At 57.1% G+C, this 22,607-nt stretch carries 21 protein-coding genes; 8 read left to right on the forward strand and 13 right to left on the reverse strand.

Annotated elements, in window-relative coordinates; translation table 11 throughout:
• Positions 1–110: 110 nt before the first annotated feature.
• From ACOI7D_RS12940 to ACOI7D_RS12950, 3 genes are read right to left on the reverse strand one after another with little or no spacing between them, the layout of a single operon-like run.
• Positions 111–1,544: a glycoside hydrolase family 32 protein gene (locus ACOI7D_RS12940; protein WP_032429209.1), complete on the reverse strand. Its 1,434-nt coding sequence runs from the start codon at positions 1,542–1,544 to the stop codon at positions 111–113.
• A 19-nt stretch (positions 1,545–1,563) separates the two neighbouring features.
• Complete coding sequence (locus tag ACOI7D_RS12945; RefSeq protein ID WP_023290917.1) at positions 1,564–2,805, reverse strand: MFS transporter; 1,242 nt, start codon at positions 2,803–2,805, stop codon at positions 1,564–1,566.
• A 12-nt stretch (positions 2,806–2,817) separates the two neighbouring features.
• Entirely contained in the window at positions 2,818–2,952 is a 135-nt protein-coding gene (locus ACOI7D_RS12950) for a hypothetical protein (protein WP_032429210.1), read from the reverse strand.
• Between the two features lie 94 nt (positions 2,953–3,046).
• Here ACOI7D_RS12950 and ACOI7D_RS12955 point away from each other — a divergent pair, with 94 nt between their 5' ends.
• On the forward strand, positions 3,047–4,042 hold the full coding sequence (locus tag ACOI7D_RS12955; protein ID WP_032453988.1) for a LacI family DNA-binding transcriptional regulator: 996 nt from the start codon (positions 3,047–3,049) through the stop codon (positions 4,040–4,042).
• Here ACOI7D_RS12955 and ACOI7D_RS12960 read toward each other — a convergent pair.
• Positions 4,039–5,460, reverse strand: coding sequence for a sugar porter family MFS transporter (locus ACOI7D_RS12960; protein WP_004205402.1), 1,422 nt, complete (start codon positions 5,458–5,460; stop codon positions 4,039–4,041). The two genes, ACOI7D_RS12955 and ACOI7D_RS12960, sit on opposite strands and share 4 nt — an antisense overlap.
• A gap of 296 nt (positions 5,461–5,756) precedes the next feature.
• Entirely contained in the window at positions 5,757–6,518 is a 762-nt protein-coding gene (gene kduD, locus ACOI7D_RS12965) for a 2-dehydro-3-deoxy-D-gluconate 5-dehydrogenase KduD (protein ID WP_023290920.1), read from the reverse strand.
• A 483-nt stretch (positions 6,519–7,001) separates the two neighbouring features.
• Between kduD and ACOI7D_RS12970 the strand changes: the two genes are divergently transcribed.
• Complete coding sequence (locus tag ACOI7D_RS12970; protein WP_032453989.1) at positions 7,002–8,177, forward strand: oligogalacturonate lyase family protein; 1,176 nt, start codon at positions 7,002–7,004, stop codon at positions 8,175–8,177.
• Positions 8,178–8,309: 132 nt separating this feature from the next.
• On the opposite strand, the gene ompK26 is transcribed toward ACOI7D_RS12970, so the two are convergent.
• The 3 genes from ompK26 to ACOI7D_RS12985 form a co-directional block, all read right to left on the reverse strand.
• The gene (ompK26, locus tag ACOI7D_RS12975; protein ID WP_004205398.1) at positions 8,310–9,005 is read right to left on the reverse strand and encodes a KdgM family porin OmpK26; all 696 of its coding nucleotides are present in this window, start codon (positions 9,003–9,005) and stop codon (positions 8,310–8,312) included.
• 249 nt (positions 9,006–9,254) lie between these two features.
• The gene (locus ACOI7D_RS12980; protein ID WP_023290922.1) at positions 9,255–10,433 is read right to left on the reverse strand and encodes an acetyl-CoA C-acetyltransferase; all 1,179 of its coding nucleotides are present in this window, start codon (positions 10,431–10,433) and stop codon (positions 9,255–9,257) included.
• Positions 10,434–10,551: 118 nt separating this feature from the next.
• The gene (locus ACOI7D_RS12985; protein WP_032453992.1) at positions 10,552–11,421 is read right to left on the reverse strand and encodes a LysR family transcriptional regulator; all 870 of its coding nucleotides are present in this window, start codon (positions 11,419–11,421) and stop codon (positions 10,552–10,554) included.
• A gap of 102 nt (positions 11,422–11,523) precedes the next feature.
• Between ACOI7D_RS12985 and ACOI7D_RS12990 the strand changes: the two genes are divergently transcribed.
• From ACOI7D_RS12990 to mkrJ, 6 genes are all read left to right on the forward strand, one after another.
• The gene (locus ACOI7D_RS12990; RefSeq protein ID WP_109546962.1) at positions 11,524–11,985 is read left to right on the forward strand and encodes a multidrug/biocide efflux PACE transporter; all 462 of its coding nucleotides are present in this window, start codon (positions 11,524–11,526) and stop codon (positions 11,983–11,985) included.
• Between the two features lie 123 nt (positions 11,986–12,108).
• On the forward strand, positions 12,109–13,338 hold the full coding sequence (locus tag ACOI7D_RS12995; protein WP_109546961.1) for an amino acid permease: 1,230 nt from the start codon (positions 12,109–12,111) through the stop codon (positions 13,336–13,338).
• Between the two features lie 120 nt (positions 13,339–13,458).
• Positions 13,459–14,337: an aldo/keto reductase family oxidoreductase gene (locus ACOI7D_RS13000; RefSeq protein ID WP_023290925.1), complete on the forward strand. Its 879-nt coding sequence runs from the start codon at positions 13,459–13,461 to the stop codon at positions 14,335–14,337.
• Between the two features lie 382 nt (positions 14,338–14,719).
• Complete coding sequence (gene mrkH / locus ACOI7D_RS13005) at positions 14,720–15,424, forward strand: transcriptional activator MrkH (protein ID WP_023290926.1); 705 nt, start codon at positions 14,720–14,722, stop codon at positions 15,422–15,424.
• 17 nt (positions 15,425–15,441) lie between these two features.
• Entirely contained in the window at positions 15,442–16,014 is a 573-nt protein-coding gene (locus tag ACOI7D_RS13010; protein ID WP_023290927.1) for a LuxR C-terminal-related transcriptional regulator, read from the forward strand.
• Positions 16,015–16,157: 143 nt separating this feature from the next.
• Positions 16,158–16,874, forward strand: a complete 717-nt coding sequence (gene mkrJ / locus ACOI7D_RS13015; protein ID WP_023290928.1) for a phosphodiesterase MrkJ — start codon at positions 16,158–16,160, stop codon at positions 16,872–16,874.
• Positions 16,875–16,907: 33 nt separating this feature from the next.
• On the opposite strand, the gene mrkF is transcribed toward mkrJ, so the two are convergent.
• The 5 genes from mrkF to mrkA all read right to left on the reverse strand — a co-directional run bounded on the left by mrkF (position 16,908) and on the right by mrkA (position 22,446).
• A complete protein-coding gene (gene mrkF / locus ACOI7D_RS13020; RefSeq protein ID WP_109546960.1) occupies positions 16,908–17,543 on the reverse strand; it encodes a type 3 fimbria minor subunit MrkF in 636 nt (211 codons plus the stop codon).
• Positions 17,544–17,556: 13 nt separating this feature from the next.
• Positions 17,557–18,552 (reverse strand): type 3 fimbria adhesin subunit MrkD, encoded by a 996-nt coding sequence (mrkD, locus tag ACOI7D_RS13025; protein WP_023290930.1) that lies wholly within the window; start codon positions 18,550–18,552, stop codon positions 17,557–17,559.
• Positions 18,543–21,029 carry a type 3 fimbria usher protein MrkC gene (gene mrkC, locus ACOI7D_RS13030; protein ID WP_244341676.1) on the reverse strand — a complete coding sequence of 829 codons (2,487 nt, stop codon included), beginning with the start codon at positions 21,027–21,029 and terminating at the stop codon, positions 18,543–18,545. Before mrkC ends, mrkD begins: the two co-directional genes overlap by 10 nt.
• Before the next feature lie 11 nt (positions 21,030–21,040).
• A complete protein-coding gene (gene mrkB, locus ACOI7D_RS13035) occupies positions 21,041–21,742 on the reverse strand; it encodes a type 3 fimbria chaperone MrkB (protein WP_050533776.1) in 702 nt (233 codons plus the stop codon).
• A gap of 95 nt (positions 21,743–21,837) precedes the next feature.
• Positions 21,838–22,446 carry a type 3 fimbria major subunit MrkA gene (mrkA, locus tag ACOI7D_RS13040; RefSeq protein ID WP_000756959.1) on the reverse strand — a complete coding sequence of 203 codons (609 nt, stop codon included), beginning with the start codon at positions 22,444–22,446 and terminating at the stop codon, positions 21,838–21,840.
• Positions 22,447–22,607 lie beyond the last annotated feature (161 nt).

Genomic DNA, 22,607 nt, shown 5'->3' on the forward strand with positions numbered 1-22,607 from the left:
TTTATTATGAAATGAACTCAATTTGTTATTAATGGGTAATGCACGACGATGCAGGCAATAATAACCCGCCCATCGTCAAAGACGGGTTATTAACGACAACAGCCTTATTATTATTCGAGCTGCCAGGCTCCGGCTTCAGTTAATGCCGCTGAGCCGCTCCAGGCAAATAACGCTAATTCACGGCGGGGAGCCTGCGGATAGATACGGCTGCTCAGGCAGGCTTCGCCGTCATTGACAAACACCTCCACCGAAGAGCTATCGAAAAATATCCGCAGATTGAGATCCGCCCCGGCGGTCAACGGCACGCTGCGCGTCCCGCACAGGCCATGCTGCGGATAATGCCGCTCCAGCACCAGACGCTGCTGCTGGGCATCCACGTAGAGGCGCAGGCCATCGCCAAAGCGCAGACCATACTGCTCGGCGCTGCTGCGGGCGCAGTTCCAGCGCAGGTTCACCTCCATCGCCTCGCAGTTGTCGACCATCGTGGTCTGCTGATTGTTCAGGGTGCTCACCGGCCACGGGAACCAGGCGCCGCGCAGACTCTCCACTTCTTTCGCCGGGCGCATCTGCAGGCGGTTATCCGCGCTCAGGCTCAGCTCGCGCGGCAGGGAGAGCATGCCCGCCCAGCCGTCCTGCTGTTCCGGCAGCGGTGATTCCCACATATCCAGCCAGCCAATCACGATCCGCCGGCCATCGGGGGTGGCGAAGCTTTGCGGCGCATAGAAATCGTGGCCGTGATCCATCTCTCTGAACTCGCCGTGGCGGACGAATCGCTGCCCCGGCTGCCACTCGCCGATCAGATAGCCGCTCTGGAACAGGTTGCGGTTGCGGAACCCCTCGGCCTGCATCCCCTGCGGGGAAAACATCAGAACGCGTTTGCCGTTGAGGGTGAAGAAGTCCGGGCACTCCCACATATAGCCCATGGCGCTTTCCGCTTCATCCAGTACCCCCACATCCTGCCACTGGCGCAGATCGGCTGAGCGGTACAGCCGCACCTGGCCGGTATCGCCTTCGCGCGCGCCGACGATCATGTACCAGCTGTCTCCTTCCCGCCAGACCTTCGGGTCGCGGAAGTGGTGCATGCCCGGCGGGGTGTCGACCACCATCCCCTGGCGCTCGAAGTGGATCCCGTCCCGGCTGGTGGCCAGACACTGAACCTGATACAGATTGGCTTCGTCGCCCGGATCGCCGTGGAATTTATGCCCGGTGTAAATCAGCGCCAGGGTATCGCCATCGACCACCGCCGAGCCGGAGAAGCAGCCGTCTTTATCCTCCGGCCCCTCCGGCGCCAGGGCCACCGGCAGATGCTCCCAGTGCACCAGATCCTTACTCCGCGCGTGCCCCCAGTGCATCGGCCCCCACTGAGTGGAGTACGGGTGATGTTGATAAAAGGCATGGTACCAGCCGTCGAACCACACCAGACCGTTTGGGTCGTTGATCCACCCGGCGCGGGCCGCCAGGTGATAGTGCGGATACCAGCGCAGATTGAGCGCCTGGCGTTGTGTCTGGAGTACCTGTTCAGCCCTGGAGATTGTGTAAGTCATCATTTTCACTCTTTTTGATTCAGACAGCGGTAGGTTGCGACACCAGCGGATCGGCGGAGGATTTGCCGGAGCGCAACAAGAAGATGGAAATAAAGGTGGTGCAGAACACCAGCAGGCCCATGATCAGATAGGACTGAGCGAAGCCATATTTTTCATAGCTGTAGCCCGCCAGCGGCGACAAAACGCTGGCGATAATCGAGCTGGTGCAGGCGAAGCCCACCAGATAGAGGGTGGAGGAGAGGCGTTTATCGAAGTTGATGCTGTTGTACTTAAAGATAGCCACCAGCAGTATCGGCAGCTCCACCGCGTGCAGCAGTTTAGTGATGGAGATCAGCAGCGGCCCCTCCACCAGGCCGGAGGCCACCATGCGCATCGCCATCACCATGCCGGCGAAAATCAGACCATTTTTGGCGCCGATGCGGTTCACCAGCCACGGCGCGCAGAACATGCCGGCCGCCTCGAGGAACACCTGGAAGGAGTTGAGGTAGCCATACATCTCATTGCCTTCCTGCAGGGTCGCGAACTGCGATGAGAAATAGACCGGGAACTGCTGGTCATAGACGCCGTAGATGCAGGTGCCGATGACGAAGAAGACCAGCGCCCAGAAGCGCGGCAGCGTCAGCAGGCGCAACGCATCTTCCAGGGTCACCTTGCCGCCCGAAACCGCCTCCTGCATCGCATGCGGCGCCGAGGAGACGCGCAGCCGCGCCAGCAGGATAAAAAACACCAGTCCGGAACAGCTGGCGACGAGGAAGTTAAGCTGCGGATTGATGTTAAACAGCAGACCGGCGAAGAAGGTGGCCACCGCCCAGCCCAGCGAGCCCCACATCCGCGCCCTGCCGAATTCAAACTGGCTCTGGCGCGCCACGCGCTCGGTATAGGATTCCAGCACGCCAATGCCGCCGTTAAAGGTCAAGCCGATGTAGATCCCGCCGAAGATGCTGCCCAGCAGGACGTTAATTTTCAGCAGATGGCCGAACAGCAGATACGCCGGACCGGAGAGGATCAGCAGCGCGGTGATATACCAGAGCAGATGTTTGCGCAGCCCCAGCTTATCCTGGATAAAGCCATAGCAAACTTGCGCAAACAGCGCGGAAACCGACAGAACGGCGTAGATGATACCGGTATCGCCGGCCTTCAGCCCGACCTCCTGGTGCAGCCAGATGGAGAGCAAGGAGCCGGATGACGACCAGGTCACGAAAAAGAAAAACAGTAAGGCACTGAGCAACGGGTAGCTGTGTGAGTGATGCGCTTTCATCATGACATTCTCGTGTTAGAGGAATGCAATTATGGTAACGTTAACAAAAAACAAAGCGCAGGGGGATTCGCTGCGATACATGATGTTAATCACAAAAGTTAACGTTAACATAATGAAGATGCGATCGCGATCAAATATTAACCGCGGCAGCGTGGAGGACGAGGCTAGCATAAAATCGTTTCACGCTTTTACATCAGCGACTTAGTTGTATAGCCTGTACTCTGCAGCTATGGCGGAGGAAAAAATGGCGTCCCTGAAAGATGTAGCAAAACTGGCGAATGTATCTCTGATGACCGTCTCTCGGGCGCTGAACACCCCGGAGCGGCTCAAGCCGGAGACGCTGGCCCGCGTGCAGGCCGCCATCGCCGAAACCAACTATGTCCCCGACCTGTCGGCGAAAAAGATCCGCGGGGCGCGGGCCACCCCCAGCACCATCGGCGTGCTGGCGCTGGATACCGTCACCACCCCCTTTTCGGTGGAGATCACCCTCTCGATCGAAGAGACCGCCCGCGCCCACGGCTGGAACAGCTTTGTGGTCAACATGTTTTCCGACGATCGACCTGAAGCGGTGGTCGACCTGCTCCTCTCCCACCGTCCGGACGGCATTATCTTTACCACCATGGGCCTGCGCCAGGTGCCGCTGCCGGACAAACTGCTGACCCTGCCCTGCGTGCTGGCCAACTGCGAAAGCCTCAGCCAGCCGGTGGCCAGCTATATCCCGGACGATGAACAGGGTCAGTACGACGCGGTAAAAGCCCTGCTTGCCGCGGGCTATCGTCGTCCGCTGTGCCTGCACTTACCCGCCAGCCAGCTGGCGACAATCCGCCGCCGTCAGGGGCTGGAGCGCGCCTGCCGGGAGGCGGGCATCGAACCGGACAGCCTGACCCACTCGTATATGGCCCAGGGCGATGAGCATTACCACGATATTCCGGGGGTGGTGATGGCGCATATCCGCGAGGGTAAACCCGGCTTTGACTCGGTGATTTGCGGCAACGATCGCATCGCCTTTATGGTCTATCAGACGCTGCTGGGCCAGGGGTTACGCATTCCACAGGACGTGGCGGTGGTGGGATACGACAATATGGTGGGCATTGGCGATCTGTTTCTGCCGCCCCTCTCCACGGTGCAGCTGCCGCACTACGACATCGGGCGCCTGAGCGCCCTGCATATCATTCACGGCGACAACCATCGGGAGACGCGCAAGGTCGCCAGCCCGTGGCTGCCGCGCGCCTCACATTAACGGTTACCGATGTTGCGCAGCTTCTCGCCCGCCATCAGGTTGCGCTCAATGTGCTCGAGGGTGACATTTTTGGTCTCCGGGATCAGCCAGAAGGTGACGCCGATAAAGGCCACGTTGAGCACCGTGTAGAGCCAGAAGGTCCCGGCGGCGCCGATCGCGTCAAGCAGCGTCAGGAAGGTGGCGCCGATGATCATGTTCGACACCCAGTTGGTGGTGGTGGAGCAGGTGATGCCGAAGTCGCGGCATTTCAGCGGCTGGATCTCGGAGCAGAGGATCCACACCACCGGCGCCGCGCTCATCGCATACCCGGCAATACACATCATGGTCATGCCGACGGAAAGCCAGGAGAGGCCGCTGGAGGCGGTGCCATTGTCGAACTGCATCAGGCAGTAGCCGAGCACCAGGGTACCCAGCGCCATCACGCTGAAACCGATTTTCAGCGCCGGCTTGCGGCCCGCTTTATCCACCGTGAACACCGCGATAAAGGTGGCAAACATAAAGGTCAGGCCCACCACCAGGGTGGCGATCATCTGCTGTTCGGTAGTGGTAAAGCCCGCCATTTTGAAAATACGCGGGGCGTAGTACATGATGATGTTCATGCCGGTGAACTGCTGCATCGCCTGCAGCAGCATGCCAAGGAACACCGCCCGGCGCACGTTACGATTGACCTTGAACAACGCCCAACCGCCCTGCTTCAGCTTCAGGCTTTCGCGGATCTCGTTAAGCTCATCGCGCGCCTTCTCCGAGGTATCGCGCAGCATCCGCAGCACCTCTTCCGCTTCGATATGGCGCCCTTTCTCCGCCAGCCAGCGAGGGCTGTTCGGCAGAAAGACGACCAGAACGATCAGGATCACCGCCGGCAGCGCCAGCACGCCCAGCATGGCGCGCCAGTTACCGCTGTAGCTAAAGGCGGTATCGGAAAGAAACGCCAGCACAATGCCGAGGGTCACCATCAGCTGATACATACTGATCATTTTTCCGCGCACGTTCTCGCTGGCCATTTCGGAGAGGTACAGCGGCGCGGTATAAGAGGCGATCCCAACGGCCACCCCCAACACCACGCGGGCCACCAGCAGCACTTCCACGCTGGCGGCAAAAGCGGAGCCGATAGAGCCGGCGACAAAAAGCACGGCCCCCGCCATCAGGCTGTATTTGCGGCCAAGGCGGAACGACAGCCAGCCGTTAAACAGCGCGCCTATCGCCGCCCCCAGCATCATGCTGCTGACCACCCACTCCTGAAGCTGGCTGGATAAGGTGAAGTGGTCGGTTATAAAGGGCAGCGCCCCGGATATCACGCCGATATCCAGGCCAAAGAGCAACCCCGCCACCGCCGCGGCGATAGAAACAAACCAGTTCATCCGCCGGGTGTCACGTTGCGCCCGCGGCGTTAATGCAGAGTCGTTACTGATTGAAGTCATTTTTATTCCTGCCACACAGAGAAAGACATAGGACGAAAGTACGTGACTGGCGGAGGAGTTTGTCAGGCTGGATACGCCAAAGATATGGACTATTTTGCTGGCAAGATGGGTTTTGTGATGGACATTAAACTTTCAAAGTAACAAAAAATTCGTTTCGCATAGTTAATAACCCTGTCCATACAGGGCGGTAACATTCATTCTGCACTCTGGAATATGGACGATCCTCATTTTACGGTATGGACAATAATTGCTCAGACGGCCGGGGCGATGAGTGTCGCGCCGGCCGTCGCCGACGGTTAGCGCGCCAGCCAGCCGCCGTCCACCGCCACCGTGTAGCCATTGATGTAATCGGAGGCTGGGGAAGCGAGGAAGACCACCGGCCCCATCAGGTCGGACGGCAGGCCCCAGCGCCCGGCGGGAATGCGGTCGAGGATTTCGCTACTGCGCTGCTCGTCAGCGCGCAGCTGCTGGGTGTTATTGGTCGCCATATACCCCGGGGCGATGGCGTTGACATTGATATGGTGTTTAGCCCACTCGTTGGCCAGCAGGCGGGTGACGCCCATCACCGCGCTTTTGGACGCGGTATACGACGGCACACGGATCCCGCCCTGGAACGACAGCATCGAGGCGATGTTAATGATCTTCCCGCCGCTGCCCTGGGCGATAAAGTGCTTCGCCGCCGCCTGGGACATGAAAAATACGCTCTTGATGTTGAGGTTCATGACGTCGTCCCAGTCCTTTTCGCTGAACGCCAGCGCGTCCTCGCGGCGGATGAGGCCGGCATTGTTGACCAGAATATCAATATGGCCAAACTCCGCCACCGCCCGCTCCAGCAGCTGGGGGATACCGTCGATCTGGCGCAGGTCGGCGGTCAGGCTGAGAAAGCGGCGTCCCAGCGCCGTCACCCGCTCGATGGTTTCCACCGGCTCGACAATATTGATACCGACAATATCGCAGCCCGCTTCCGCCAGCCCGAGGGCCATCCCCTGACCTAAACCGGTATCGCATCCGCTCACGACGGCCACTTTTCCCTGCAGGGAGAATGCATCAAGAATCATAATGTGTTCCTTAGTCGTTCAGAGCCTGCAGTATGCAGGCAAGGTTCTCTCGGCCCGGCTCGCGCCGGCGGCGCGACTGAGCGTAGGGCGAACTCACGGGCATAGCCCATCATAAAAATAAAACAGAGTTCCGTTTTACTAATGGGTGCCATCTTAGCCCCGCGCCCTGTCATTTTCAATGATATTTAAAACGTCGTTTCATTTTTTATGACGTCGATTACAAAAAAAGAAAAAGCGAACGGATGCGGCAACCCGCGCCGGACAGGAAGCGGTTTTAAAAGGATGATGATTCAACCGGTTGTCTGGAGAGACGGTCGAAGTGGGGCCAGCAGGCCGTGGAAGATGCGGGAATTGCGCTGAACTGCGTGAGACATCACAAATAATGAAACGTTGTTTTGATAAATTAACACCCATCTTTTAAAACACATCACTCAGCGACACGCCTCTGGTCCAGCGGCATCGCAGGAAAGAAAGGAGCACTACATGGCTAAAGGCATGCGGGTCAAACTGAACTATCACGTCAGCCGCGATCCGGATACCGGGGCGGAAGTCACCCGCTTAACCCCCCCGGAGGTCACCTGTCATCGCAACTACTTCTATCAGAAGTGCTTTTTTAACGATGGCAGCCATTTACTGTTCGCCGGCGAGTTTGACGGCCACTGGAACTACTATCTGCTGAATATCGCCAGCGCCGAAGCCGTCCAGCTGACGGAAGGCGCCGGGGATAACACCTTCGGCGGCTTCCTCTCCCCGGACGATAAGTCGCTCTATTACGTGAAAAATGACCGTACCCTGCTGGAGGTGAACCTCACCACCCTCGCCGAGCGTGAAGTTTACCGCGTCAGCGAGGAGTGGGTCGGCTATGGCACCTGGGTGGCGAACAGCGATTGCAGCAAACTGGTAGGCATTGAGATTGCGAAAAGCGACTGGACGCCGCTCAACGACTGGCAGATTTTTCATGACTTTTTCCACAAAGGACCGCACTGCCGCCTGCTGCGCGTCGACCTGCGCAGCGGAGAGAGCCAGGTGATCCATGAGGAAAAAATCTGGCTGGGACATCCGATCTATCGTCCCTTCGACGACCATACCGTCGCCTTCTGCCATGAAGGGCCGCACGATCTGGTTGACGCCCGCATGTGGCTGGTCAATGAAGATGGCAGCAACGTGCGTAAAGTCAAAGCGCATGCCCCGGGCGAAAGCTGCACCCATGAATTCTGGGTACCGGACGGTTCAGCGCTGATCTACGTCTCCTATCTGAAAGGCCAGCAGGGGCGGACGATCTATCGCTTTGATCCGGAAAGCGGCGTCAACGAGGCCCTGATGACGATGCCCGCCTGCTCGCATCTGATGAGCAATTTCGACGGCACGCTGCTGGTGGGCGATGGATCGGGCACGCCGGTCGATGTCAAAGATACCGGCGGCTACTCCATTGATAACGATCCTTATCTCTACGTCTTTAACGTGGCGGAGAAGCGCTACTTCCGCGTCGCGCGCCATGATACCTCGTGGGCGACGGTAGCCAACAGCCGCCAGGTGACTCACCCGCACCCCTCGTTTACGCCGGATGACAGCGCCATTCTGTTCAGCTCCGATAAAGACGGCAAGCCGGCCATCTATATCGCGAAATTACCTGACCATCCGCCGATGCTGAGCGCCTGAGCCCGGCGAACGTTTTTCTGTAACTGGCCTTGCCCTCCTTCGCGGAGGGCTTTTTTTGTTCCCTCGCTTTGGCGCATAAAAAACCCCGGCTGACGGCGCCGGGGAAGAGAGACGATGAGGGTCTGGCGGAAATCAGAACGAGTAGGCCACCCCGACGCGGAAACGGGTCTGGCGATCGCTGCGGTCATTCACGCCGACGTTGCCGATTTCACCATACGGCGACCAGTTGTTATCCAGCTTATAGGCTACCTTCACGTTATATTCCTGTGAGTAGGGTTTGTTGTCGTTGCGGTTCACCCCTTCCGAACTGCGGGCATAGACATAGTTCAGCTCGGTGCGCCAGTCGCCGAGGGCAAACCCGGCCCACGCGTCGCCGCGATTCACCTTGTCATCATCTTTACCGGCATCGTTCGGATAGCGGGTGTACTCATAGCGATAGCGAGCGGCGACATAGAAGCCATTGTCGAAACTGTACTGTACGTGCAGATGCGGCTTGTAAATGGAGCGGCTGTCGTTGCTCTCTATGGTAAACCCGGGGGTGAGGAAAAGGTTCGACGTCGCTTTCCAGCGCCAGCTGATGGTGTCTTCATGGCCGTTGCCCACCACGTCCGAATAGGGTTGCGAACCGTTGTCGCCGCCTGAACGCCATTTGGCCTCCACGGTAAAGCCTAGCCCGTTGGCGAAGCGGTGGGATACCGAGACGCGGTCGGCATTGCTTTTATCGCTCTTGCCGCCATCAATAAATTCATGACGTAAATCTATCGTGACCGCAGTTGCCGCAAAAGACATACCGCAGAGGGCGGCCAGAACCAGAGATCGTTTTAACATAGGGTACCCCTTATAATAAATAAAATGTCATTTCGTTTTTATGAAACGTTATTTTATTTTTTAAGCACCTCAGTTTTAGTGACCAGGATCGTAGTTATTTGTTTCAAAAAAGGTGGCACAACAAGACGTGACGGAGCTCAATAAATTGACGATGGGGAGAAGGGAAAGACGGCAAAAAAGAGGGGGTCGGCAAAGCGCGGCGCATAAAAAAGGCCTCCCGCAGGAGGCCATGGAAATCGACATTCAGCGCTACGCGCGCTCTACCGCCAGCGCCACGCCCTGACCGCCGCCAATGCACAGCGTCGCCAGCCCTTTACGCGCATCGCGCTTGATCATTTCATGCACCAGCGACACCAGAATCCGGCAGCCGGAGGCGCCGATCGGGTGGCCGAGGGCGATCGCGCCGCCGTTGACGTTGACCCGTCGCTCATCCCACTCCAGTACCCGGCCAACGGAGATAGCCTGAGCGGCAAAGGCCTCATTGGCTTCGATCAGATCGACGTCGTCCAGCCGCCAGCCGGCCCGTTCCAGACAGCGGCGGGTGGCGTGCACCGGGGCGATGCCCATCAGCGCCGGATCGACGCCGACGCTGGCGAAGGCGCGGATCCGCGCGAGGATCGGCAGCCCCAGCTCCTCGGCTTTCGCCTCGCTCATCATCATCACCGCCGCCGCGCCGTCATTGATGCTGGAAGCGTTGCCGGCGGTCACCGATCCGAGACGATCGAAGGCAGGCTGCAGGCTGGCCAACCCTTCCGCGCTGGCATCCACCCGCGGTTGTTCATCGGTATCCACGGTGCGCGGCGCGCCGTTATGCTCGGTAACGACCGGGACAATCTCATCGCGAAAGCGTCCGGAATCAATCGCCTTGCGCGCCTTATGCTGCGAGCTGAGCGCCCAGGCGTCCTGCAGTTCGCGGCTGATGCCGTATTCCCGGGCGAGGTTTTCCGCCGTGACGCCCATATGGTAATCGTTGAAGGCGTCCCACAGGCCGTCATGGACCAGACTGTCAATCAGCTGGCTGTTGCCCAGTTGGGCGCCGGTGCGGCTGTCGGTGAGGACATGCGGAGCGCGGCTCATGTTCTCCTGGCCGCCGGCGATCACCACGTCCGCCTCCCCGCACTGGATGGCCTGGGTGGCGAGGTGCAGGGCTTTCAGACCGGAACCGCAGACGTCGTTAATGGTGATAGCCGATACAGTGTTGGGCAACCCGCCGCGAATAGCGGACTGACGGGCCGGGTTTTGCCCGGTTCCCGCGGTCAGCACCTGGCCGAGGATCACCTCATCCACGCTCTGCGGATCGATTCCCGTCTTCTCCACCAGCGCCTTCACCACCACGCTACCCAGCTCAACGGCTGAATGGCGCGATAGCGCGCCCTGAAAGCAGCCAATCGGCGTTCGCAGCGCCCCGACGATCACGACATCCTTCATCCTCTACCCCTGCCCGTGCTTTTGCGCAAAGAAACAGCGATATACTAGATAATTGTTATCAAAAAACTTTGTAATTGTTTAAAAAAAGTGAGGCCAATCACAAAGAATTAGCCATTCGTTAACGTTCACGCCGCTGCAGATGCTGACGCAGCCAGCTGCCCGCCGCCCCGGGCGGCGCTTTCTTATTCCACAGCAGATCCACCGAAATCGCCCGCGGCCAGCCGGGGATATCGAGCGCCACCAGCCCGCCCTGCGGCGCAAACTCCGCCACCAGGGCGCAGGGCAGAATGCACCAGCCGAAGCCCTGCACCGCCATGCTGAGCAGCAGCAGGTAGTTTGGCGCCGACCAGACCTGCCCGGCGGCAGGCTCCGTGGCGCTGGCCAGAAAGGTGCTCAAACGCAGCTCGCGCCAGCTGCGCAGCTCATCCCAGACAACCTTGCCCTGCGCCGCCAGCGGATGGTCAGGCGCCACGTAAATGCCCATCGCCGTCTGCAGCGGCAGGCGGGTGCTGCCGATATCGGTCGGGTAGCGCTCTCTCGCCTCAATCAATCCCACCTGGGCGCGGGATTTTTGCAGGAGATCGATCACGTCCTCATCTTCGCCAATCAAACACTCAAACTCGGTATGAGGGAAGCGGCGGTCAAACTGCACCAGCAGATCTTCCAGCACGTCCGGGTGCAGGGTGTCCGAGAGCACAAAGGTCAGTCGCGGCTCCGTCTCGCCGGACAGCGACACCGCCAGCTCATCCAGCCGCTCGCTGGCGGCGAGGATCGCTTTGACATAGCTCAGCACCTGCTCCCCCTGCGGCGTCAGCGTCGGCTGCCGCGTTGCCCGATCGAAGAGGGTCACCCCGAGGTCAGCCTCCAGGTTGGCGATAGCGGTACTGATCGTCGATTGGCTTTTCCGCAGGCGACGGGCGGCGGCGGAGAACGACCCGCTGTCAACGGCCTCGACAAAGGCGGTTAACGCTTCCGGTGAATAACGCATGATATATCTACTTTATCGATGGTTTCTATCTTTTGTTTATCATATTTTTCCATAAACTGCCGGGTAATTTCCTGTTCAGGCTAAAACTGGAGGTAGCTCGCCATGCAACAGACCCCGCATCAGCGCAAGACGCTCACCGAACGCGTTATCCACGCCATCACCTTCGAAGGACTGGCGACGCTGATCCTCGCCCCCACCGCCGCCTGGCTGATGCAGCGTTCGGTGGTGGAGATGGGCGGGCTGAGCATTCTGCTCGCCACCCTGGCGATGGTATGGAACATTATTTATAACGCGGCTTTCGATCGCCTGTGGCCGGTCTCCCGCGTCCCCCGTCGGCTGAAAGTGCGGGCGCTGCACGCGATCGGCTTCGAGACCGGCTTTGTTAGCATCGGCGTCACCATGGTGGCTATCGTGCTGGGGGTATCGCTGCTGCAGGCGTTTATGCTGGAGATCGGCTTCATGCTCTTCTTCCTGCCCTACACCATGGCGTTTAACTGGGTCTGGGACACCCTGCGCGAGCGCGTGATCCGTCACCGCCGCCCGCGCCAGGCGGCACGCGGCTAGTCCCGGGGCGGATCCTTCGCGATCCGCCGCGACTTTATCACCAAAAACTATCGCAACAGATGAACCATAAATATGGTAAATTGCACTCCTTTTTTTTGGTTTGACGGTTGATAAAGTCGCATAATGTCTAAAATTTGGTCTAAAGAAGAAACTCTATGGAGTTTTGCCTTATATGGCACTGCAGTAGGCGCTGGGACGCTATTTCTACCGATCCAGCTGGGTTCGGCTGGCGCCATCGTCCTTTTCATCACCGCGCTGGTCGCCTGGCCGCTCACCTACTGGCCTCACAAAGCGCTGAGCCAGTTTATTCTCTCGGCCAATATCGCGCCGGGAACCGGGATCACTGGCGCAGTCAATCACTACTATGGTAAGAAAATTGGCAACCTGATCACCGGCCTCTATTTCCTCGCCTTCTTTGTGGTCGTGCTGATTTACGCCGTGGCCATCACCAACTCGCTGGCCGAGCAGGTGGCGCATCGCACGCCGATGACGCCTGCGCTACGCGCGCTGCTGAGTCTTGGCGTGGTGCTGGTCCTTAACCTGATCTTTCTCATGGGCCGGCAGATCACCATCAAGGTGATGGGCTTTTTGGTCTTCCCGCTCATCGCCTGCTTTCTGTTTCTCTCCCTCTATTTAATCCGCGACTGGCATCCGGAACATCTCACCAGCCAGATGCAGTTCAGCTCGCAGACGCTCCACCAGATCTGGATCTCCATACCCGTGATGGTTTTCGCTTTTAGCCATACGCCGATCATCTCGACTTTTGCTATCGACCAGCAGGAGAAACACGGCGACCTGGCCATGGGTAAATGCAAAAAAATCATGAAGGTGGCCTACACCATCATCTGCGCCAGCGTGCTGTTTTTCGTCTTCAGCTGCCTGCTGGCTATCCCGGCGACCTATATTGAGACCGCCCGCGATCAGGGGGTGACTATCCTCTCCGCCCTGTCGATGGTGCCGGGCGCGCCGGGCTGGCTGGCGGTGACCGGCATTATCGTCGCCGTGGTCGCCATGTCGAAATCCTTTCTCGGCACCTACTTCGGGGTCATTGAAGGCGCCAGCGAAATCGTCAAAAGCTCGCTGGGCCTGATGGGCGTGCGCAAGAGCCGCGCCTTCAACCGCGCGATGTCGATCATGCTGGTCTCCGCTTTCACCTTTGCGGTGTGCTTTATCAACCCGAATGCGATCTCGATGATCTACGCCATCAGCGGACCGCTTATCGCCATGATCCTGTTTATCATGCCCACGCTGTCAACCTGGCTTATCCCGGCGCTGAAGCCGTATCGCTCGGTGGGGAACGCCATCACTCTGGTGGTCGGCCTGCTCTGCGTCTCCGTGATGTTCTTCGGCTAATCCGCCTCCGGCGACAGCGGCTTGCCTGAGCCGCTGTCGCACATTCTGACAACATTCTCGCCCTTCCCTTCCTTGTGAGCGCATTACACTTACGGCTTAGCCACCGTGAGGAGAGTTCCTATGTCCAGTGTCACCTTATCCGGTCGCGGCACGCTCGGCGATCGCCAGGTCTATCGGTTGGGTTACGGCGCCATGCAGCTGGCCGGCCCCGGCGTCTTCGGCCCGCCGAAAGATCCTGAAGAAGCGGTGCGCGTGCTGCAGGCCGCCGTCGAAGCTGGGGTAAACCATATCGATACTTCGGATTTCTATGGCCCCCATGTGACCAATCAGCTGATCCGCAAAGCGCTTCACCCCTACCCCGACGATCTGTGCATTGTCACCAAGGTCAGCGCCCGCCGTGACGAAAAAGGCAACTGGCTGCCAGCCATGTCGCCTGCTGAACTGACCCAGGCCGTCGAGGACAATTTGCGTCACCTGGGGCTCGACGTGCTGGAGGTGGTGAACCTGCGCAGTATGCTGAGCCCCCACGGCCCGGTGGAGGGGTCGCTGGAGGCGCCGCTCGCCACCCTGCTGGAGCTGAAGGCGCGAGGGTTGATCCGCCATATTGGCCTTAGCAACGTGACGGCAAAGCAGGTGGCGGATGCGCAGAAAATGACGCCTATCGTCTGCGTGCAAAACCTCTATAACATTGCCCATCGCGCCGACGACGCGCTGGTGGATGCGCTGGCCGCCCAGCACATCGCCTGGGTCCCCTTCTTCCCGCTGGGCGGTTTTACCCCGCTGCAGGCGCAGGAGCTGAACGAGGTCGCGGCCTCGCTTGAGGCGACGCCGATGCAGGTCGCCCTCGCCTGGCTACTCCAGCGCGCGCCCAATATTCTGCTGATCCCCGGCACCTCATCCCGCACGCACCTGGCGGAAAATATTGCCGCCGCCGGGCTGGTTCTGCCAGCGGATGCGCTACGCATCCTGGATAATATCGCCAATCGCGCGCATTCCTGACCCCTCAGGCTAAATGGAGGGAACGACTTCCCTCCTCAATATTTGCCTGGAAAAACCTCAACACTGCTGGCACTATAGATCCTACAAATGGGGCATGATCGACGATCGTTTTCTCATTATCCCCGTTAATTAAACTTAAGTTTTTTTCCTTCGACCGGTCTCCAGCTTGGAGGCCGTTGTCGTTTTTGTCATGACCAAAATTTGAAACTCTTGATTACAGGAAACACAATATCGAATTCCAAGTTTATACATATCAATCTGGCTGCAAAGATAGTCAATAACATCAAACGCTCATAAAAACATCTGATTAACCCAATCAGAATGTTGCTATTGCTATAAGAAAAATCAAACGCCTCACGACAACTATTTACAAGGGAAGCCTATGACAGAGGGAACGATAAAGACCAGTAAGTATGAAATTATTGCTATTTTCAGAGAGGAGTTGCGCAAACGTACTGAAATTGAAATATTTTTTAACAACACCAGTATCATAACCCAACTGACGCGCGTGGACTTTGCCGAGTTCCATATTCAGACCCATCGCAAAATCCCACCGGGTCATAAAATTCGTTTTCTACTGCATAGCGATTCAGGGAAAATAGAGTTTAATGCAGCCCTGACAAAACATGACAATAGCGGTGTCGATAAAGGTATCCGCTACGCCTTTTCCTTGCCTGAATGCCTGCAGGTCGTGCAGCGTCGCCGCGATCCCCGCTTTCGTTTACGCCATGAGCATGACTTTTATTGCCGCGGGCGCCATAAAAATGGTGAAAACTATCTTTTCGACATCAAAGACATTTCGGACGGCGGTTGCGCGCTGATGACCAAAACGCCGAACCTGAAATTTCTCAGTCATAACGCATTGCTGAAAAATGCCGTACTGATGCTGGCGGAATATGGCGAGATCACCATCGACCTGGTGGTAAAAAATGTCATTATTATCACCCTCGATAACCCCAATGAAGAGAGCGAAAGCTACTATCAGATATCCTGCCAGTTTAAGTTCCGTCATCTCGACGACCAGCGCAGAATAGAGAAGATTCTGCTGGACCTGATCTTAGAAGCCAAGCGCAAAAAGAGAATCTGATACCCTTGGAAAGTATATTGCTGTACACCAATGATAATCTCATTGGTCACTCAATCTATCACTACCTTATTGATAGTCATGAAAATGCCACCCGTTTTGGCTATGACGATGTTATCCAGAGAAAACATCTGCCTGTGGCCCAAACGGTTATTTTCAATTTAATTAATAAGGATATTTCTGCCATCAGAATCCTTGATCTGCTGAATGCGCTCCGCCTTTCCCTGCAGCGCTGCCAGCAGCCGGTGCTGATGGTAAAAAGCGACATTGCCGGGCTATGCCGAGAGTTGATAACTGTCGATAATGCCATGATTATTAGCGAAAACTCACCGCTATCTATGTTTACTTCCATTATCCAGCGCGCGAAGGGCGCCAGCGAACCGCCGCCGCGACGATTGCGCAAACAGCTGTCGCCGCGGGAGTGCCAGATCCTCGAACTGCTGATTGCCAACAATAATAATAAGCGTATTGCCGCCCTGCTCGGCATTGCCCATAAAACGGTCCACAGCCATCGTATCCATATCATGCAAAAGCTGGGCATTGATAATTCCCGCACGATGAACCAGCGTATTGCCGCCCTTCATCAATGTTAAATTTTACAGCGGTAAATCAATAGCGGATAAAGCGTACTTATTCGCTGTTGATTTACATTTCCTGCCATTCCCATTAACCATCAGGTAGCCTATAATTAGACTATCCTCTGCTTATTGTCTGACTAACCTCGTGAAGAGGGATAATGAACACTAAAATATTCGAAGACAACATTTTATCTCGTAATGATATCGCTGTACGCTACGTCTTTCAGAAAATGTTTTCCCCACAAGGTACCTTAGTCGCGGTTGAATGCTTAAGCCGCTTCGATAATCTTCCCGTTTCGCCAGAATATTTTTTCCGCCATGCCACCGCGGCGGTTCGTGAACGTATTTTTCTCGAGCAACTGGCGTTGATTGAACAGCATAAAGCATGGTTTTTACGTAACCATATTTCCGCCACCATTAACGTCGATGACCATATCCTGAATCTGCTACGCCAGAAGGAAATAAAAGAGAAAATTGCCGCCCTGACCTGCGTCCATTTTGAAGTGACCGAAAACGCCGAGAAACTTCTGAATAATTCCCTCGCCGCCTGGCAAAGCCCGCAGGATACCTCGCTGTGGCTCGACGACTTCGGCTCTGGCTACGCGGGGATAAACGCCATCAGCGGTTATCATTTTGACTATGTCAAAATTGATAAAGATTTTTTCTGGCATCTGATGCGCAAAGAGTCCGGCCGTCAGCTGATGGATGCGCTGGTCACCTTTTTATCCCGCAATCATCACAACGTGATTATTGAAGGCGTGGAAAGCGAAGCCCATAAAAAATGGCTGCAGGGTATGGAGTGGTTTGCTATTCAGGGGCATTACTGGCAGGAAGTCAGCATTGAACAACTGGTTGCCGACGATATTGTCATATAAAAAAGCCGGGCTTGCCCGGCTTTTTCGTCTCGCTTAATTATAAACTAATTCCCACGTAGCCCAGCTGGTAATTGGCCCGCTGGTGGCGCTTTTCGGCGTCGGCGAAACGTAGCCCACATAATAGGTGAACAGGCCGCCGCTGACCGCGCTTTCCTGCAAATGCACCTGATTTTGCTGCGGGTCCGTAGGGACAATTTTATTACTCTTATCCAGCGTATTATTATCATTGGTCGACAGCGCCAGATAAATATTCTGCGCTCCGTCTGGCAAGGTATTGGCCAGATAGCCCGCGTTCTCATTACCGACCGCCGTCAGTAAAAAACCGTCGACCCAGCGAACGCTGACCCGCCGCACCTCGTCCTGCGAGGCGCCGCCGCCGTCATGACGCAGCTGGCAGTTTGACAGCGACAGGGTAAAAGGCTGCGGCTTCATAAACGCGCCGGCCCCGCGATCGTGCACTTCCGCCAGGCTGACCGGCGCCAGCCAGACGTTGCCGCTGCCGGCATGCTGGCCGCCATTGAGCGCGACGCTGCAGGAAATATCCGTCACCCGCCCGGCAAAATCGACCCGTCCGCGATCATAATTGGTCTCGAAACCCCACGCCGAGGGGGCGGCGAGGCTGCCGCAGAGCAGCAGCCACGCGATAGTATGTTTCGGCAATCCCTTCATTCCCCCTCCCGTATTAATCGTACGTCAGGTTAAAGATCATATGCGACTCCACCTCGCCGGTGCTGGTCGTCGGGCCATACTGATAAAAGCGCGCGTGCAGCGGGATGGTGATGTAGCGGGTCTCCTGATTATTCAAGCGGCCAACGGTATATTTCTTATTAAACTGCAGCGGGGATCCATCCTTCAGCACCTGGATGCCGACGCCTTTCGCCATCCCGCTGCCGGCCTTTTCATTCAGCAAGGCGCCCATGGTGGCGGTGGTGCTGGTCGCCAGGGTGCCGGAAAAAGAGGTGCTGATGTTGGCGTATCCCGTTTCACTCAAGCCGCCGCTGCACTGCAGATCGATATTAAAATCCTTCCCGCCCGCGGTGGTGCCCACCCCTTTCAGGTCAGTGCGTCTGATGGCGCCCACATCAACATTCATATTTTTCCCGCTCAGTACCGAACAGGAGGGCGAGACCACGGTGATCGCATTGGCGCTCAGATAGGTTTCGAGGATCGGGTTGCCGCCGCTCTCCCAGTCATAGGAGGTGTATTTTCCCGCCGCGAGGGTGCCGCTGCCGGTGGTTGCCGCGGTTTTGATAATCTCCAGCGTAAAACGTGACCCTTCAAGGGAATAGTTGGTGGTGTTATACACCCGGGACGAATAGACGTCAGGATAGACGATATTCACCGTCGCGCCGCCGCGGCTGAAACGCATACCAATCCCCGGCACGTTGGTGGAATAAATTTTATTCCCAAGATCGGTGGCCCCTGGCGAGACGATCTTCGCCGCGAAGCGGTTGGTGCCGGAGGTACAGCGATAGCTCGCCCCGCCCGGGGCGCTCATCGTCCAGTCGCGGGTGAGGATCACCGAGCCCACCGGCAGATCCGGGGGCACCACCACCCTGCCCACCACCATGTCCAGCATCACCGTTGGCGAAGAGAGACGCGTACAGACGGCCCAGGACGAGGTGGTGCCCAGCGCCATTAAGACGATAAAAAGCGTCAGTAATTTCCTCAGCGACATACGCTATCCTTTGTTGTTTGCTGTCCCAGATCCACCGAACACTGCCCGCCGCTCCACTTCACAATCGCGCGTTTGGCGTTCGCATCGCTGATGAACATCATGCTGCCCTGACCGACGACGCCGATCTCCTTGCCGTCGGGGGAGAAAATACTCGCCGCGAACGGCAGCGGCTCATGGTTCGCCTGGCGCGCCTGCAGGGTGAGGTTGTTCTGCACCGTGGTGCCGAACGCCACCTTAACCACGCTGCCTTCCCACGGCACAACCTGCGCCACAGTGCGATCGAAGGCCACGTCGTCATGGCTGCCTTTCGGGTCGATCTCGACGGCGTTAATCCGGTACGGGCGCAGATACGGCAGGATGGCGTAACCGTTGCTGTCCACGCGGGTGCCCGGCGATCCCGGGAGCATGGCGCCGGCCGCGTCTTTGGCTTCAATCAGCGCCATCGTCGAGCCGCTTTCCGGCGAGAGCACCACGCCGCCGCTGTGGGCGATCATCGTCCCGCTGGCGCCAATGCCGCTCTGACGATACCCTTCGCCCTGGCTGTAGCTGCCGTTTAGGGTGGTCCATGGCGTACGATAGCTGCCGTTGAGCGCCACATCGTGCTGACCGCCGGTGGCGGTGGTGGTCGACACGCCGTAGTTAAGGTTGTTTTCACTGTCCAGCGAGCCATTGATACCAATCTGCGAGCTGGCAAAGCGCGAGTTGTTGAACGAGGTGTTCGACGTCAGGTTGGCGGTGCGGTTATCGCCAAACCACAGCGGGTAGCTGAAGTTGAGTGAAATGCGATCGTCGCGGCGATGGCCGGAGCTGTCCGGGGTATAGACGCGCTGGGCGCTCGCCGACCAGGAGAGACGACCAAACGAATTGTTGTAGCTGACCTGATACTGCTTCTCGGTCCCGGAGCGGTTCCAGTAATCGGAAATACGACCGCTGAGATAAAACCCGCCCCAGCCGTCCGGCAGGTTCTGGTTCACCGTGAAGGTCATGCCGTTTTTTTGCCGCCACAGCGTATAGTTGCTGCGGCTGTTTTTTTCCTGATCGACGGCGTACAGCGCATCGTTGAGGTTGTAATAACCTTTCGTCGAGTAGCGATACGCCGCCAGCACGATGCTGGTCTGGGTATCGGTGAACATGCGGTTAAAGGTGGCGCGATAGCTCTGCCCCGAGTCATCATGGGTATCGCTCTTCAGCCGCGAATGGGTGACGTCAAAAGAGAGCGCGCCGATCCCGGTGTTCATCCCGGTGCCCACCAGGAAGGCCTGATAGTCGTCAAAGCCGGTGACCCCGGTGTAGCCGGTCAGCAGGTTATTGATCCCATGCTGCCAGGTCGCCTGATAGAGCATCGGCTTGTTGCGTAGCCCGCTGTCGTCCACTTTACCGGCGGAGAGCGCGTAGCGGGTCATGCCCGGACGCAGCAGCTGAGCAACGGAGGCGTAAGGCACGCTGAACACTTCCACCGAGCCATCCGCCTCTTTTACCGAGACTTCAAGATCGCTGCCATAGCCGGATGGATAGACATCCTGCAGGGTAAACGGCCCCGGCGGAACCGTGGTCTGATAGATAATGTTGCTGCCCTGACGCACGGTGACGAGGGCGTTGCTCTGCGCCACGCCGCGAATTTCCGGGGCATAGGAGCGCATGCCGTCCGGGAACATATTGTCATCAGTGGCGAGGTTGACCCCACGCAGACCGATGGTGTCGAAAAATTCGCCATTGGTAAAAATCTGCCCACCGCTGACGATGGAGTTGATCTGCGGGATCGGCCGCTGGAGATAGGTCTGGTTGCTGTTCCAGTGCGCTTTGCCCTGCTGCTGCTGCCAGTTCAGGTTACCGATATGCTTCAGCAGCCAGCCGTCCCACGACAGACCGGCGTTGACGCCAAGGTAGGCGCTGCTGTTATCCGACCCGCCGACCGAAGAGGTGTGGCTGTTCCAGGCGTTGGCCATCCAGCCAAGATTAAGCGCGGTAATGCCTTTGTCCCAGAACTCCGGGCTGACATAGTTTTTCAGGCGTTGATCTTCATAGATCTGCGGCACTGAAATGTTCAACCGCAGGGAGGACTGGAGCAGGTTGTCTTTGACGTTGTCTTCGTTGCGCCAGGATTTGAGGCTACCGCAATAGCCTTCCTGTTCGCTCAGCTGCGGATTGAGCTTTTCCGCCGCGATGCCGTACTGGGTCAGCATCGCTTTGGTGTAGCAGACCCCAAGGTTACCGTCTTTGTCGCGCGCGATGCGCAGATCGTAGCGCCCTTTCCATTCGTCGTTGGTGTAGACGTCAAGGGAGTAAGTGCCTTCGGTAATCGCGCTGGTCGAGAAGCGTGACAGGTCGACCTTTTCGCGACTGCCGACAATAAAGCCGTCGTTAAATTGATATACCGTTCCCGGGTTTTCCTGTCCGCTGGAAAATGGCGGAAAGCAGCACAGCGCGATGGCGATCGCGGTGCTTAATCTTCCCGGGCAGAATGACCTCTGCTTCATTAGCTTTTCCCTTATTTAACGGCCACTTTCACTGCGACATCGGCGCCATAGTCATTAATGTTGTTAACGGTCAGGGTTTCGCCGCGGTTGACGGCGGAGGAGAGCGCCACCGTCTGGCTGGACTGCGGCGCCAGCATCACGGTTTTGCTGTTCAGGGCTTTACCGCCGTCGCGGGAAATACGGCTGACGGTAATGTAGAACGGCGTCGGGTTGTTGATGGCGAGACTGCTGCCGCTGGCGGTCAGGGTCAGCTTCTCGGCCGCCGCATCGCGGTTGCCCAGCCCGGCAGGACGATAAATAAATTTAAAGCGGGAACGGATCGCCAGCTGCAGCACGTTCTGGCCTTCATTTTTCTGATCAGCCACCACCGGCGGAATTTCCAGCAGATTCAGCCACCACAGCGTCTCTTTATCTTTCGCCAGACCGGCGCTGCTGCCGAGCTTAATACGCAGCGTCTGGCCGCTCTTGGCGTCAACGCGCGAAATCGGCGGGGTGATAATAAACGGGGTGGTAATGGTATCCGGTGTGGCATCGGCATCGCCGTTATCCAGCCAGGCCTGCGCCAGCGCCGGACGGTCGGCGTTATTTGAAAGCTGTACCGTTATTTCTTTTTCATTTCCTGGATAAATAAAGCGGGTACCGTTAACAATAATATTGTTGGCATGGGCCGCAAAACTAAAAATGAAACAGAAAAAAAGGGCAATACGCTTCATGCTGACCTCAGAATAAAAATACAAGCGGCGGACATTGCCGCTTTATTATTGTTATTAACTGCCCCATCGCGGGGCAGTTTTATTTTCTGACGGAATTACTGGTAAGTAATTTCGTAAGTCGCGTAGCTGTTTACCACACCGGTGGTCACAGTGGTCGGCGCGCTGGTGGCGTAGCCTACGTAGTAGGTGAAACGCGCGCCATCGGCTACAGCGGAAGCATCGCCTTTCGCTTTCGGCTGAGTGCTGTCACCCGGGATGATTTTGTTGGTCAGCGCGGTAGCGTTGTCAGTAGACAGCACCAGCTGGATGTTCTGAGCACCGGAAGCTTCGGTGTTCGCCAGGTAGCCCTGTTGTTTGCTGGTTGCGCCAGCCAGCAGGTTACCGCCGGTCCAGTTTACGCCCAGTTTGCTTACGTCATCCTGTTTGGTGCCGTCAGCCGCCTGGCAGTTAGAGACGTCAATGGTGAAAGATTTCGGTTTCAGGTAAGTATCCGCTGCTGCCGCTTTAACTTCAGTCAGGGTTACCGGAGACAGGTAAACGTTCGCATCGCTGCCCTGGCCGTTAACAGAAACAGTACAGGATACATCGGTAACTTTACCGAAGAAATTAACCTGGCCGCCGCCAACATTGGTATCAGCTGCATGGGCAGCAGTCATGCCAAAAAACGCGGTTGCCATTGCTGCAGAGAGAAGAACCTTTTTCATTGCCATTTCCTTGTCAGAGTGAATTACGAATCAATGAGCACACTGTGAATTCGCATAGAACCAGAAACATCAGGCGATGCTGATTTATGCCACTGCTAATAGAATCTTCGACTGACCGGGAGCCGCAATATTTAAGGCGTCAGGTAACGAACCAAAAAATA

It is taken from the genome of Klebsiella sp. C360, assembly GCF_048822415.1.
Classification (GTDB): domain Bacteria; phylum Pseudomonadota; class Gammaproteobacteria; order Enterobacterales; family Enterobacteriaceae; genus Klebsiella; species Klebsiella quasipneumoniae.

Coding starts and splice junctions, on each gene's coding strand:
- ACOI7D_RS12940 (WP_032429209.1), bottom strand. CDS start 1,544: ATGACTTACACAATCTCCAGGGCTGAACAGGTACTCCAGACACAACGC.
- ACOI7D_RS12945 (WP_023290917.1), bottom strand. CDS start 2,805: ATGATGAAAGCGCATCACTCACACAGCTACCCGTTGCTCAGTGCCTTA.
- ACOI7D_RS12955 (WP_032453988.1), top strand. CDS start 3,047: ATGGCGTCCCTGAAAGATGTAGCAAAACTGGCGAATGTATCTCTGATG.
- ACOI7D_RS12960 (WP_004205402.1), bottom strand. CDS start 5,460: ATGACTTCAATCAGTAACGACTCTGCATTAACGCCGCGGGCGCAACGT.
- kduD (WP_023290920.1), bottom strand. CDS start 6,518: ATGATTCTTGATGCATTCTCCCTGCAGGGAAAAGTGGCCGTCGTGAGC.
- ACOI7D_RS12970 (WP_032453989.1), top strand. CDS start 7,002: ATGGCTAAAGGCATGCGGGTCAAACTGAACTATCACGTCAGCCGCGAT.
- ompK26 (WP_004205398.1), bottom strand. CDS start 9,005: ATGTTAAAACGATCTCTGGTTCTGGCCGCCCTCTGCGGTATGTCTTTT.
- ACOI7D_RS12980 (WP_023290922.1), bottom strand. CDS start 10,433: ATGAAGGATGTCGTGATCGTCGGGGCGCTGCGAACGCCGATTGGCTGC.
- ACOI7D_RS12985 (WP_032453992.1), bottom strand. CDS start 11,421: ATGCGTTATTCACCGGAAGCGTTAACCGCCTTTGTCGAGGCCGTTGAC.
- ACOI7D_RS12990 (WP_109546962.1), top strand. CDS start 11,524: ATGCAACAGACCCCGCATCAGCGCAAGACGCTCACCGAACGCGTTATC.
- ACOI7D_RS12995 (WP_109546961.1), top strand. CDS start 12,109: ATGTCTAAAATTTGGTCTAAAGAAGAAACTCTATGGAGTTTTGCCTTA.
- ACOI7D_RS13000 (WP_023290925.1), top strand. CDS start 13,459: ATGTCCAGTGTCACCTTATCCGGTCGCGGCACGCTCGGCGATCGCCAG.
- mrkH (WP_023290926.1), top strand. CDS start 14,720: ATGACAGAGGGAACGATAAAGACCAGTAAGTATGAAATTATTGCTATT.
- mkrJ (WP_023290928.1), top strand. CDS start 16,158: ATGAACACTAAAATATTCGAAGACAACATTTTATCTCGTAATGATATC.
- mrkF (WP_109546960.1), bottom strand. CDS start 17,543: ATGAAGGGATTGCCGAAACATACTATCGCGTGGCTGCTGCTCTGCGGC.
- mrkD (WP_023290930.1), bottom strand. CDS start 18,552: ATGTCGCTGAGGAAATTACTGACGCTTTTTATCGTCTTAATGGCGCTG.
- mrkC (WP_244341676.1), bottom strand. CDS start 21,029: ATGAAGCAGAGGTCATTCTGCCCGGGAAGATTAAGCACCGCGATCGCC.
- mrkB (WP_050533776.1), bottom strand. CDS start 21,742: ATGAAGCGTATTGCCCTTTTTTTCTGTTTCATTTTTAGTTTTGCGGCC.
- mrkA (WP_000756959.1), bottom strand. CDS start 22,446: ATGAAAAAGGTTCTTCTCTCTGCAGCAATGGCAACCGCGTTTTTTGGC.